13 protein-coding genes are annotated in these 12,242 nt (G+C 71.7%); 10 read left to right on the forward strand and 3 right to left on the reverse strand.

The window, feature by feature from the left end:
* Window positions 1–9 precede the first annotated feature (9 nt).
* Window positions 10–921 (forward strand): ornithine cyclodeaminase family protein, encoded by a 912-nt coding sequence (locus IF01_RS0123735; protein WP_030395542.1) that lies wholly within the window; start codon window positions 10–12, stop codon window positions 919–921.
* Between the two features lie 78 nt (window positions 922–999).
* Complete coding sequence (locus IF01_RS0123740) at window positions 1,000–1,659, forward strand: GNAT family N-acetyltransferase (RefSeq protein ID WP_078880243.1); 660 nt, start codon at window positions 1,000–1,002, stop codon at window positions 1,657–1,659.
* 81 nt (window positions 1,660–1,740) lie between these two features.
* On the opposite strand, the gene IF01_RS0123745 is transcribed toward IF01_RS0123740, so the two are convergent.
* From IF01_RS0123745 to IF01_RS0123755, 3 genes are all read right to left on the reverse strand, one after another.
* Window positions 1,741–2,973, reverse strand: a complete 1,233-nt coding sequence (locus IF01_RS0123745) for a serine hydrolase domain-containing protein (RefSeq protein ID WP_030395544.1) — start codon at window positions 2,971–2,973, stop codon at window positions 1,741–1,743.
* Window positions 2,974–3,125: 152 nt separating this feature from the next.
* Window positions 3,126–3,332 carry a hypothetical protein gene (locus tag IF01_RS0123750; protein WP_030395545.1) on the reverse strand — a complete coding sequence of 69 codons (207 nt, stop codon included), beginning with the start codon at window positions 3,330–3,332 and terminating at the stop codon, window positions 3,126–3,128.
* 305 nt (window positions 3,333–3,637) lie between these two features.
* A complete protein-coding gene (locus IF01_RS0123755; protein ID WP_369826055.1) occupies window positions 3,638–4,102 on the reverse strand; it encodes a MarR family winged helix-turn-helix transcriptional regulator in 465 nt (154 codons plus the stop codon).
* A 182-nt stretch (window positions 4,103–4,284) separates the two neighbouring features.
* On the opposite strand from IF01_RS0123755, the gene IF01_RS0123760 reads away from it, so the two are divergent.
* The 8 genes from IF01_RS0123760 to IF01_RS0123795 all read left to right on the forward strand — a co-directional run bounded on the left by IF01_RS0123760 (window position 4,285) and on the right by IF01_RS0123795 (window position 12,208).
* A complete protein-coding gene (locus tag IF01_RS0123760) occupies window positions 4,285–5,778 on the forward strand; it encodes an MFS transporter (protein ID WP_030395547.1) in 1,494 nt (497 codons plus the stop codon).
* Window positions 5,779–5,953: 175 nt separating this feature from the next.
* Entirely contained in the window at window positions 5,954–6,559 is a 606-nt protein-coding gene (locus IF01_RS0123765) for an RICIN domain-containing protein (RefSeq protein WP_030395548.1), read from the forward strand.
* Window positions 6,560–6,754: 195 nt separating this feature from the next.
* Window positions 6,755–7,063, forward strand: coding sequence for a hypothetical protein (locus IF01_RS48445; RefSeq protein ID WP_030395549.1), 309 nt, complete (start codon window positions 6,755–6,757; stop codon window positions 7,061–7,063).
* Window positions 7,060–8,703, forward strand: coding sequence for an alpha/beta hydrolase (locus IF01_RS0123775; protein ID WP_051756054.1), 1,644 nt, complete (start codon window positions 7,060–7,062; stop codon window positions 8,701–8,703). Before IF01_RS48445 ends, IF01_RS0123775 begins: the two co-directional genes overlap by 4 nt.
* Window positions 8,704–8,810: 107 nt before the next feature.
* Complete coding sequence (locus IF01_RS0123780) at window positions 8,811–9,275, forward strand: hypothetical protein (RefSeq protein WP_030395551.1); 465 nt, start codon at window positions 8,811–8,813, stop codon at window positions 9,273–9,275.
* Between the two features lie 529 nt (window positions 9,276–9,804).
* Window positions 9,805–10,503, forward strand: coding sequence for an RNA polymerase sigma factor (locus tag IF01_RS0123785; protein ID WP_037780839.1), 699 nt, complete (start codon window positions 9,805–9,807; stop codon window positions 10,501–10,503).
* Window positions 10,500–11,555: a CU044_5270 family protein gene (locus IF01_RS48450; protein WP_037780842.1), complete on the forward strand. Its 1,056-nt coding sequence runs from the start codon at window positions 10,500–10,502 to the stop codon at window positions 11,553–11,555. The genes IF01_RS0123785 and IF01_RS48450 overlap by 4 nt, the downstream gene beginning before the upstream one ends.
* Window positions 11,556–11,725: 170 nt before the next feature.
* The gene (locus IF01_RS0123795; RefSeq protein WP_157855327.1) at window positions 11,726–12,208 is read left to right on the forward strand and encodes a hypothetical protein; all 483 of its coding nucleotides are present in this window, start codon (window positions 11,726–11,728) and stop codon (window positions 12,206–12,208) included.
* The last annotated feature ends 34 nt before the right edge of the window (window positions 12,209–12,242 follow it).

The following is a 12,242-nucleotide window of genomic DNA, read 5'->3' on the forward strand; positions in this document are numbered from 1 at the left end:
ACTCTCCCCATGACCCAGCTGCTCTCCCGTGCCGACGTCGAGGCCGCCCTCGACCTCCCCGCCGCGCTCGCCGCCCTGGAGGCGGGCTTCCGCACCGCCGACCGGCTGCCGCCCGCCCACCGCGTGGGCAGCGCGCTCCCCGGCCCCGGCACGGCGATGTGCCTGCTCCCCGGGCTGCTCCCCGACGTGCCCGCCTACACCGTGAAGGTCAACGCCAAGTTCCCCGGCGCGACGCCCGCGCTCCGCGGGATCGTCTGCCTGCACTCACTGGCCGACGGCGAACTGCTGGCGCTGCTGGACTCCGCCTCCGTCACCGCCTGGCGCACCGGCCTGGCCGCCGCGCTGGCCACCCACGTGCTCGCACCGGAGCACGCGCGGACGGTCGCCGTGATCGGCGCCGGCGCCCAGAGCCGGACCGCGCTCCGGGCCCTGCGCACCCTGCGGCCGGTCGACGAGGTGTACGCCTACGACCTCGACCCGGACCGCGCCGCGGCGCTCGGCCGGGCCGTGCCCACCGCGCGGGCGGCCGTCGAGGCTGCGGACATCGTCATCACCGCCACCTGGTCGCGCGAACCGCTGCTGGACGCCGACGTGCTGAGGCCGGGTCTGCACCTGACCGCCCTCGGCTTCGACGAGCGCGGCAAGACCGAGCTCTCCCCCGCCCTGCTGCGCGCGAGCCGGCTCGTGGTGGACGACCGCGCGCTCGCCACCGCCTCCGGGGTCCTGCACGGCTCCGGCCCGGACCCGGACCTCGCCGACGAGTTCGCCGACGTCCTGCGCGGCACCGTCCCGGCCCGGCCGGACGACCGGCCCACCGTGTTCGCGCCGATCGGCCTCCCCTGGCAGGACCTCGCCCTCGCCTGGCCGGTCCACCTCGCCGCCCGCGCCACCGGCACCGCGCCCGCCTTCGACTTCCACTGACCCGCCGGGCCTGCTCCCGGCCCGGCCCCGAGGGAAAACCGCTGGCGGCGCGCCTGACGACCCGGTAGGAAGACCCCCATGAGTCCTTCCGCCCCCGCCCCCGCACCCACCCCCGCCGACGCGGACAGCGTCGAGCCGCGCACCTTCCGCCGCACCACGCTCGACCTGGGCGACGCGGTGCTCCGACCCTGGGGGCGGGCCGACGCCGAGCCGGGCGCACTGCTGGACAGCCTGGTCGCCGCCGCGGCCGATCCGCTGATCGCCCTCTGGAACCCGCTCCCGACCCGCGACCCCGCCGCCGCCCTGACCTGGCTGGCGGCCCGCGAGGACAGCTGGGACAAGGGCACGGCCGCGCCGTTCGCCGTGCTGGACGCCACCGACGGCGCCCTGCTGGGCTGCGTCAACCTGCGCTGGACCGACCGCGCGGACGGCCTGGCGATGATCGGCTACTGGGCACCGCCTTCCGGGCGCGGCCGGGGCTTGATCGGCCGCGCCACCAGGGCCGTCACCAGCTGGGGCTTCCGGACGGCCGACGCCCGCCGGATCGAGGTCGCCCACGCGGTCGGCAACGAGGCGTCCTGCCGGCTGGCCCTGAACTGCGGCTACCTCCCCGAGGGCACCCTGCGGGCCTCGTACCGCTTCGGCGACGGGACGTACCACGACGAGCACCTGCACGCCCGCCTGGCCACCGACCCCGAGCCCGCGCCGGTACCCGCGCCTCTGGCCGCGCCCCGGTAGTGCCCCGGTAGCGCGCGGCAGCACGCCCGGAGCTCCACCGGACCACCCGCCCGGCGGAGCTCACGGACCGTCGACGACGGATCAGCCGACGTTGAGCGGGTGGTCCGGGGCGAGCAGGGCGGCGATCCGGCCGGCCACCTCCTGCGCGGTGTTGCGGTCCGGGGCCGCGCAGTTCCGCGTCGTGCTGACGGCGATCGCCAGGTGCTCGTCCGGCAGGTAGGCCTCGATCGCCGCGTAGCCGAAGAAGGAGGGGTTGGACAGGATCCAGCCCCGGTCGACGATGACCCCGAGGCCGAAGTGCTGGGCCTCGGTCTGCGGCAGGCAGACGTCCTGCGGGCAGCCGTGCACCGGACCGGGCAGGCCGACGGTGCCGGGGTTCAGTTGGGTCCGGAAGGACTCCGGGGAGAGCAGCGCGCCGGTGCCGACGGCCTCCACCGAGCGGGTCAGGTCACAGATGTCGCTGATCAGCACCGCGCCCGGGGCGGTGGTCCAGGACGGGTTCCAGAACGTCGACTCCTCGTACGTGCCGCGCGAGGCGGTGAAGGCGTGCTGCACCGGGGTGGGGATGTCGGGAGTGAAGCTGTTGACGGTCTGGCGCAGGCCGAGCGGCCCGAAGATCCGCTGCTCCAGCAGGTGGTCCAGCCGGGTGCCGGTGATCCGCTCCAGCGCCTCGCCGAGCAGGACGAAGTTCGCGTGCGAGTAGCTCCAATTGGTCCCGGGGTCGTACCAGAAGTTCTTCCCGGTGGAGATCGCGACCAGTTCCTCCGGCGTCCAGTGCCGGAACGGGTCGGCGGCGAGCGCGTCCAGGAAGCCCTGGTCGGTGACGTAGTCGGCGAGCCCGGAGGTGGTGTCGCCGAGCATCCGCAGGGTGATCCGGTCCGCCTGCGGCAGGTCGGGCAGCCAGGGGGCGACCGGGTCGTCCAGGCCGATCACGCCCTCCTCGGCGAGCTGAAGCAGGACGATGCCGAGGAACGGGAAGGCGACCGAACCGGCCCGGAAGTGCATGGCGGGTTCGGCCGGAACGCCCGTCATCGACTCGCCGAGGGCGCCGGTGACGAGTTCGTGGCCGTCGACGGTGACCCGCAGGATCACCGACTTCAGGTCGAGCTCCTGCTGGACCTGCCGGGCGATGTCGAGTACCTCGCGGGCCCGGGGGTCGGCGTCGGGGTCCGAGCGGACGCAGGAGTGCGCGGGCGAGGGGTTCTTGGCGAGGGCGCGGGCGGCGGCCGGCGGTCCGGCCGGGAGCGCGACGGAGGTCAGGGTCGCGACCGTGAGGACGGCGGCGGCGAGCGCCCTGGTGCGGGAGAAGGTCATGACCGCACTATGGGCGGACGCTCCGGGCACGATCCGGCGCAACACTCCGCAGCGTCCTCCGGTGGAAGCAGCGCGAGGCCCGGCGGACCGCCCCGCCGGACGCGCGCGAACGCCCCGGGGCCGCGGCCCCGGGGCGTTCGAGGAGCGTGGGATCAGCCGTTGGAACGGTCGAAGTACTGCACCCAGCTGCCGCGCGGGCCGACGAGGCCGACCGCACCGTTGCCGGCCTGCAGGCCCGACGAGGCGGACGGCTGCGAGCCGCCACCGTGAGCCACCGCAGCGGTCGGCGCGATCACGGCAGCCGCGGCGGCGACGGTGGCGATCACGGCGAACTGGCGGAGCTTTCCACGAACCGACATCTCAGGTTCTCCTTGATGGATGGTCAATAGCCTTGGCCGACCGCCTCCGAGGACGGCCGGACGCGACACACGTTTGCACACGAACGTGGAAAACCGGATGCTCCCGCAACCCGTACAGGCCGAACGGGTGAGAACTTACGCCCCCGGGGTGACCTCGACAGGTCCGTCCGGCCGTACGTCGCCGCACGCCCCCGGGCCCCGCGTTCGCGGCACCGATCAGCCCTCCAACAGCCCTCCATCAGCGGGAGTCGGCGGCCTCTTGGCGTGCGGCGACGGCGGCGATCAGCGATGACACGCCCCGCACCCTAGGGCTTGTCCCCCGGCCGCTGTGCGGCGGGTGCGTCGCCGGCGGCGAGGTGGGCGTCCATGGCGGCGTTCAGCTCGGCCATGAACTGCTCGAACTGTTCCAGGAGTTGCGGCGGGTAGGGCGACATCGCGGCGTCGAGGCGGCCGGCCAGCGGGCCGAAGAACTCGTCCGCCCGCTCCTGGATGTGCGGGCCGCCGCGCAGGGTGACGACGCGCCGGTCGGAGTGCTCGCGGGTGCGGGTGATGTGCCCGGCCGCTTCGAGGCGGTTCAGCAGCGCGGTCGTGGCACCCGTGGACAGCGGGATGCGCTCGCTCAGCCGGGCCGGCGACAGCGGGGTCCCGCGCTCCTCGGCGGCGGCGATCTCCAGCACCGCGGTCGCGTCGGTGGAGTGCAGGCCCAGCCAGGCCGCGAAGCGCCGGCTGAGCTCGGCGTAGTGGCCGCCGTAGATCCGCAGCCCTTCCATCAGTCGCTCGCGCTGCGCCGCGACACCGTCGCCGATCGCTTCCTCCACCGGGCCAGCCACCTCTTCTCTCCTGCGGAGTGTCCTCGCTCCTGCCGGGCGTCCAGGTGGGCGGCCCGCTTTGACAACCTACCGCCACCACTTTACCTTCATGGTGGAATTACTTCACCATGGAGGTATCTGACGTGCATGACCCGTCCCCCGCCCAGGACGAGGCGACCGGGCCCTACCGGTGGCGGTGGCTGATCCTGGCGGTGATGATCGTCGCGGAGATCATGGATCTCCTGGACGCCTCGATCGTCAACGTCGCCGGACCGGACCTGGAGAAGTCCCTCGGCGCCGGTTCCGTCGGACTGCAATGGGTGATCGGCGGCTACGCCCTCACCCTGGGCGCCGGCCTGGTCCTCGGCGGCCGGCTCGGCGACCGCTACGGCCGCCGCCGGATGTTCCTGATCGGACTCGCGGCCTTCACCACGAGCTCGCTGCTGTGCGCGGCCGCGCCGAACATCGGGTCGCTGATCGCCTTCCGCCTGCTGCAGGGCACCGCCGGAGCGATGCTGCTGCCCCAGGGCCTGGGCCTGCTGCGGGAGAACTTCTCCGGCCCCGAGCTCACCAAGGTGTTCGCGATCTTCGGTCCCGTCCTCGGCCTGGGCGGCATCATCGGCCCGGTCCTGGGCGGCTTCCTCATCGAGGGCGACTTCTTCGGCCTCGGCTGGCGGTCGGTCTTCCTGATCAACCTGCCGGTCGGAATCGCGGCCCTGGTCGTCGCCGCGAGGTTCGTCCCCAGGAAGGCGGGCGACCGCACGGTACGGGTCGACCTGACCGGCGCCGCCCTGGTCGCGATCTCCTGCGCCCTGCTGGTGCTGCCGCTGAACCAGGGGCAGGAGAACGGCTGGCCGCTCTGGACCTGGCTGTCCATGGCCGCCTCGGCGATCGGCTTCGCCCTCTTCGCCCTCCAGCAGCGCCGCACCGCCGCCGCGGGCCGCGAACCGCTGGTCACCCCCGGCCTGCTGCGCAAGCCGGCCTTCACCGTCGGCCTCGGCGGCATCGCCCTGTTCTTCGGCGGACTCATCGGCACCCAGCTCGTACTGACCCTGTTCCTCCAGATCGGCCACCACTTCACCGCCGGCGAGGCGGGCCTCGGCAACCTGCCCCTCGCCGTGGGAACCGCGATCGGCGGCGCGGTCAGCGGCGCGTTCCTCGCGGACCGGATCGGCCGCAAGGTGCTGCAGATCGGACCGCTGGTCCAGCTGGCCGGCGCGGCCGTGCTGTGGTTCGAGCTCGACGGCCTCGACGCCGCCTCGTTCTCGATCTGGGCCATCGTCCCCGGCGTGGCGGTGGCGGGCATCGGCGCCGGCATGGTGATCGCCGCCCTGTTCAGCTTCGTCCTGGCCGCGGTCGACGACGAGGAGATCGGCTCCGCCTCCGGCGTCCTCTCCGCCGTCCAGGCCGTCGGCGGCTCCATCGGCGTCGCGGTCTTCGGTTCGGTCTTCTTCGCCCGGGCCGAGACCGGCGACTTCACCGGCGGATTCCACCGCGCACTGATCGTCCAGGCAGGCCTGCTGGCCGTCTTCCTCGCGATCACCTTCCTGCTGCCCAAGCAGGGCCGCCCCGAGGACGAGCAGCACGGCACCACCGAGCCCGCCACCGACCCGAAGCAGCACCTCGCCACAACCTGACCCGACCGCACACCACGGCAGGAGCCGGGCCCATGGCCGCTGTTGACCGGATCGGCACCCCTGCAACGGGACTTGCCGAGCATAGGATGCGACCCGGCCCGGGGGAGGCCGTGCCCGGCTGTGCGCGGAACGAGCCCTCGGCTCGCTCGTGTCCCGCACAGATCCGAGGAGTGCCATGAAACGTAGCCTGTCGAAACCCGCCCGCCTGCTCGCGCTGCTCGGCGCCGCGCTGCTCGCGCTGGCCGTCGCCGCGCCGCCCGCGAACGCGAACATCTTCCACCCCCAGGTGTTCGTCATCAACGCCACGACGTCCGCATGCCTGGACGTACCGGGCTACGGGGTGCCGTCTCCCGGCGACCGGGTCGGGGTATACGAGTGTGCCTCGGGCGACAACCAGTACTGGGACCTCGTTGGCACTGGATCCTTCACCTACACATACCCGAACGGTGTCCAAGTGGAGTTGGACAAGTTCGTCATCGAGAACAACCTGAGCGCCTTCCTGTGCCTGGACGTCCCGGGCGAGGGCGGCGATCTGCCCAACGGAACCGAGATCCGCCTGCACGGCTGCATCCTCGACCGCGACAACCAGGAGTGGTACCGACTCCCGTGGCCGTACGGGGACACCGGCCCGAAGCTGCTCGTCAACTACAAGACCGGGAAGTGCCTCGACGTCGACGGCGTGGCCGCCAATGGCACCGACCAAGGCAACCGCACAACGTGGCTCTACGACTGCATCGTCCCCGGAGGCAGCACCGACGACCACCGCTGGTACGCCCCCTGACGGTCCCCGAGACCGCCCCCTCCGCCCCGCCGGCCCCCGGCGTGGCGGAGCCGCTCCGCCGGGCACCCGCAGGGCGATAAACACGGCGAGGGCCGCCCCTCGGAGTATTCGAACGAATGCACAGCGTATGGTGGTCTCCGATCTTTCGGTGTGGCTGGGGGCCGCATCGGCCTTTGACTCCGGGGGGAGATTGCATTGGCAGACGTCAAAGTCGTCGTGCAGGGACTGCATGCGTCGGCGCAGGTCGCCAAGGGGCTCGCGGAAGAGCTCCGTACCCCTGTCCAGGCCGCGCTGACCTCGGCCACGACAACGAGCGGTCAGCTCGTGGGTTGGTCGATCGCCGCCGGGCTCGGACAGTTGGGAAGCAGTTGGAGCGCTCCGCTCTCGGCGCTCCAACAGCGGATCGTCGCCACGGGAAGCAACCTCGATGCGAACGCCACCGCTCACAACCAGAACGAGCTGACGGCGGCCGGTGTCTGGAGCCAGCAGGGGGCAAAGCCGTGAGCAACCCCTACGAACTGCTGCTGAAGTTCGACCCACAGGGGTTGCGCGAGGTCGCGAGGAAGTGGAAGGCGCTGGCGCACACGGCGGAGACGGTGGGCTCACGCCACCGCAACCAGGTGAATGGGCCCCTCCACCAGCAGTGGGAGGGGGCCGATGCCCGGGTGGCATTCCCATTCATGGCGCGCACCGAGCAACAACTGGACGTGGTCCGAGTGGAAGCAGAGACGGTCGCGCTGACACTGAACACGGTCGCCGACCGGATCTACCAAGCGCAGACGAACCTGACGAACGCGGTGCACCGCGCACAGGACTCCGGTCTGACGGTCTCGGCCGACGGGAGGGTCGACCTCACGCCGGAGCTCCCGGAGGACCGCAACGACCCGGATGCCCAGAGCGCCCGCCGCACCCTCATGGGCCTCAAGGCTGGTTACCAGTCCCGGATCGACCAGGCTCTGAAGGACGCCCAGGCGGCGAGCGACCAGGGCAACACCGCCCTCGGGCGCTTGGGCGGGGACATCCTTGACGACCGGCGGGCCAACGGCGCAGTCGCCGAGACACGCACCGATGCCGCAGACGTGATGAAGGATCTGGGCCTGGCCGAGTCCTACATCCCGGACGGCAAGGACCCGCAGAAGAACGCCGAGTGGTGGAAGGGGCTCACGCCCGACCAACAGGAGACCTATCTCGCTCTGGACGCAGTCAGGATCGGGAATCTGGACGGCCTGCCAGCCACCGCCCGCGACGAAGCCAACCGACTCGTGCTGGACCAGAAACTCGATGCTCTGCAGGCCGGCAGCCCTGCATCGCTCGGTCTTGACCAAGCGACCTACGACAAGCGCAAGGCAGCACTGGCCGAGATCAAGAAGAAGCTGGAGGACACTGCCGACGCGAAGGACGAGAATCACCAGATGTTCCTCCTCGGGATCGATCCCGAGGCCTACGGCGGAGACGGACGCGCCATCGTCTCGACGGGCAACCCGGACAAGGCCACCCACACCTCCGTCTTCGTACCCGGGACCAACACCGAGCTGCCGGGCGTCCCTGGTCAGATCGACCACATACGCAAACTTCAGAGATATGCCAGCGCGTCCACGAAGGAGGGCGAGACCGTTGCCGTGATCTCCTATCTCGGCTACGACACCCCGGAGAGCATCACAAAGGCCGCCAACCCCATGCGCGGCCTCGATGCCGCAGATGACATGCGCCGCTTCTCCGACGGGCTCAGGGTGGCACACGGCGAGCCAAGGACGCACCTCAGCTACATCGCCCACAGCTACGGCAGCTTCGCCGTCGGCGTCGCCGACAGTGAGAAGGGCGGCCTCCAGGCCGACGACATCGTAACGCTCGGCAGTCCGGGCATGGGGGTCCTGACCGCAGACCAGCTGACAGTCAGTCCGGACCACCTCTGGATCGGGGAAGCCACCGACGACGCCACCCGCCTGGTCGGCGGATTCTCCCTGGGGCCAAGCCCCCACATCGTGGGATTCGGAGGTCACAACATCAACATCGACACTTCCGGGCACGGCGGCTACTGGGCCGACGATTCACAGAGCGTGATCAACCAAGGCAAGATCATCGCCGGCCGGAAACCCGCCACGACCCCCAAGGAAGACCCGCTCTGGGGCTCGATCCCCCACTGAGCCCCCGTCCGGGAGAACTCATGACTCGCCCACCCATCCGCCCGGCCGCCACGGCACTGAGGTATCTCGTTGCGGCGACCCTGACGGTCTCAAGTCTTGGAGCCTGCATGGCAAACACCGACTCCGGCAAGGACGCCCCGCTGCCGGTCAAGTCCCGTGACGACGCACTCAGCTGGGCGCAGCAGATCACCGAGCACCTGGCGCAGAGCGCCGGCATCACGATCAACGCAGAGCCGGTCGACCCGCTCTTCTCGCCCTGTGTCGGCAAGAAGGGGGAATCCGCACCCGACGACCGCTACACCCTGTTCTACGCGGTGCACAGCTACGTCCCGAACGCTCAGCACAACGAGGTGGTCCGCAAGGTCAGGGACCTCCTCACCGGCGAAGGGCTCAAGATCTCCGCCTACCAGGAGACGCCCGCCAGCGAGCCGAACTCCACCGTCATCGCACGCCATCCCGGGAGCCGGTACGTCGTCGACGTCTCCAGCACCGCCGGCGACAACCGTATGGTCCTGGGCATCACCACCCCCTGCCTGAAGCCCCCCACCGAACCGACCACTGCCACACCGTAGTCCCGGGTGGGAGTCGACGGGCTTCGGCGGCCGGTGCCGGGTCGTCCGGGAGTACCGGGCCCTGCGGGCGGCGTCCGGTTCCCGTCCCGGCCAGTCCTCCCCGCCGACGGTGACGGAACCACTGGCTTCGGCGCCCCGGTTGACTGCTCCCGCGTTCGCGAGATCGTTCCCCGGGATGGCGACCGCGCCGGACTGTGAGGTGTCGGTGCCGATCTGGAGGACACCACTGAGTGCATGGCCAGCCGCAGGGCCAGCTGGAGACCCGCGCGCACGGCACGGCCACGGTTCGAAAGCACATGATTCCGCCGAGCATTGACAGGCAATGAGGGGTCGTTCGCACACTCCATAGAACTGTCGCCACGTAGGCCGTCCGACACCCTGACACCCACAGCCGAAGTCTCCCGACCTGGACCGGAGGTGGTGGGTGATGGGCCGTGCTGCATGATCGGCAGCGTGGGGGACTTCCCTGGGGGCGCCGCCGGTGACGCGCGTCACAGGAACCGGCCGGTCCGCCCGGACAAGGCTTGACGTGAACCATCCGCACTCCCGGCTCCGAGCCGGGGAACCCGAAGCATTTCGCGAGCTCTTCCGGGAGCACTCCTCCCTGGTGTACCGCCATGCCGTGCGTGTGACCGGGAACTGGGCGCTCGCCGAGGACGTGGTGTCGCTGACCTTCCTGGAGGCCTGGCGCCTGCGCGGGAAGCTGCGCGACGAGGGCGACAGTCCACGGCCGTGGCTCATGGGCATCGCCGTCAATGTGCTGCGCAACACGACGCGTGCCGCGCGCCGCCACAACCTGGCGATGGCCCGGATGCCCGTGGCCGATCCGGTGCCCGACTTCGCCGACGAACTCGTCGGCCGGATGGCCGACTCCGAGCAGCTCGCGGCCGCCCGGAAGGCCCTGGGGCGGCTGCGGCGCTCGGAGCGCGAGGTCTTCGCGCTCTGTGTCTGGTCCGGGCTCGGCTACGCCGAGGCGGCGGCCACCCTCGGCATTCCCGTCGGCACCGTGCGCTCGCGCCTCTCGCGGGCCCGCACCCGGCTGCGCAAGCTCGCGGACGACGAACTGCGCGCCGCGCGGAAGCTCGCCGCGAAGAACGGCACGAAGAACGGCGCGGAGTACGCCACGGAGAACACCTCGCAGAAGAACACGGAACCGCTCCCGATCCCCGGACAAGTACAGGGCGGCCGCAGCATTGCGGCCCGGCCGCACAAGGAGACGCACCGATGATCCGCAACCCGTGGCGGCACAACGAACCGCTCGACCACGCGGAACTGGCCCGTCTGTTGCCGCCGCCGGCCGATCCCCGCCTGGCGGCCGACCGCCAGGACCTGCTCGAGGAGTACTTGATGAGCGAGATCCACCAGTCCGACCACGCCCCCGCGGCCACCCCGGCACGGCGGCCGCTGCGCCGCGCCGTGCTGTTCGCCGCCCCCGTCGCCGCGGCCGCCGCCCTGGCCGTGGTGGTGTCCGTCGGCGGTTCGCCCGGCGCCAACACCGTGGCCGCCCCTGAGCTGGTCAAGGCGCCCGTCGTGCAGATCGAGGAGGGCAGCACGGTGCAACTCGCCTCGACGGTCCGCGAGATCGCCGCCGCCGCGACGGCGCGCAGCACGCCCCAGCCGGGGCCGGGCCAGTTCATCTACATCAAGAGCCGGGTCTCCTTCATGTCCACCCGCAACAACGTGGACACCGGGGAGTCCACCACCTGGGTGCAGCCGCTGCACGACCGCGAGGTGTGGAAGTCGCCCGACGGCACCAAGGGCTGGCTGGACGAGCCGGGTTACCAGGACAAGGGCGGTATCACGCTGGACAACAAAGAGCCGCGCATGCAATCGACCTACACGTGGCTCGCGGCCCAGCCGAGCGACCCCGGGGCCCTGTTGAAGTCCGTCTACGCGACGGTGAGCGGCGACCGGGACCACGACCAGCAGGCGTTCAACGAGATCGGCTCCGTCATCCGCGAGCAACTGGTGCCCTCCGCGCTCGCCGCCGCGCTCTACGAGGCCGCGGGCAGGATCCCGGGCGTCGTGGTGGTCGAGCACGCGCAGGACGTCTCCGGCCGGGACGGGATCGCGCTGGCGCGGCTCGACCCGCAGACCGGCGTGCGATCGGAGTGGATCTTCGACCGGGAGAGCCACCAGTACGTCGGCAGCCGCGGCGTGCAGGTCCGGGAGTTCGACGGCGTCAAGCCCGGCACCGTGGTGGAGCGCACGACGATCGTGACCCGGGCGATCGTCGACGCGAAGAACCAGCGGCCCGGCGCCGGTGAGGCCACCGTCTGACGGTCCCGCACCGGGCGGCCCGCGGGGTCACCCGTACGGGCGGTGCCCCGTCGTGCCCCGCCGTGTCCCGCTCCGGCGGCGCGGCGGGGCACCGATGCTGGCCGTGGCAGGCCCGGCCGGGCCTGCCGCCGGTCCCGAGCCGTGGTCCGGCGGGTACCGAACGAAATTGGGTGAGCGTGATGTCCCGACTGCTGCTTTCCAGGGCCCTGCGGGCGGCGTGCGCGGCAGTGGTCCTGGCCGCCGGTCCGGCGGCGGCCGCCGACACGTGCGCGGCCGGCGCGGACCTCGTGGTCTCGGCCGCCGACCCCGCCCCGGTGGCCGACGGCGACTCCACCCTGCTGCACCCGGCGGTGACCAACGCCGGCGGAACCGCGACCGCCGTACCGTTCACGCTGTACGTGCACCTGCCGCCGGGGGTGGTGGGCACCGGAACGTCCTCCGGCGCGACCTGTTCCACGCTGCCCTTCGGCCACACCGTCGCCTGCGCCGTCCCGGCCGGCCTGGCGCCGGGTGCCTCCGTCACCGCCGAGGTGCGGATCTCGGTCGCCTCCGGCATGGACCCCGAGGTGCTGGACGGCACCGTCGAGGCCGAGCTCCCGGACGACCCGACGCCGGGCAACAACAGCCGCACGTTCAGGATCACCATCGTCTGATCCCTCCCCCTCCCCCTCCCCCTCCCCCTCCCCC

This window comes from Kitasatospora purpeofusca (assembly GCF_000718025.1).
In the GTDB taxonomy this organism is placed as follows: domain Bacteria; phylum Actinomycetota; class Actinomycetes; order Streptomycetales; family Streptomycetaceae; genus Kitasatospora; species Kitasatospora purpeofusca.

Excerpts from the sequence above, each read along its gene's own strand:
- IF01_RS0123735 (WP_030395542.1), top strand. The coding sequence starts at position 10 with ATGACCCAGCTGCTCTCCCGTGCCGACGTCGAGGCCGCCCTCGACCTC.
- IF01_RS0123740 (WP_078880243.1), top strand. The coding sequence starts at position 1,000 with ATGAGTCCTTCCGCCCCCGCCCCCGCACCCACCCCCGCCGACGCGGAC.
- IF01_RS0123745 (WP_030395544.1), bottom strand. The coding sequence starts at position 2,973 with ATGACCTTCTCCCGCACCAGGGCGCTCGCCGCCGCCGTCCTCACGGTC.
- IF01_RS0123750 (WP_030395545.1), bottom strand. The coding sequence starts at position 3,332 with ATGTCGGTTCGTGGAAAGCTCCGCCAGTTCGCCGTGATCGCCACCGTC.
- IF01_RS0123755 (WP_369826055.1), bottom strand. The coding sequence starts at position 4,102 with ATGGAAGGGCTGCGGATCTACGGCGGCCACTACGCCGAGCTCAGCCGG.
- IF01_RS0123765 (WP_030395548.1), top strand. The coding sequence starts at position 5,954 with ATGAAACGTAGCCTGTCGAAACCCGCCCGCCTGCTCGCGCTGCTCGGC.
- IF01_RS0123780 (WP_030395551.1), top strand. The coding sequence starts at position 8,811 with ATGGCAAACACCGACTCCGGCAAGGACGCCCCGCTGCCGGTCAAGTCC.
- IF01_RS48450 (WP_037780842.1), top strand. The coding sequence starts at position 10,500 with ATGATCCGCAACCCGTGGCGGCACAACGAACCGCTCGACCACGCGGAA.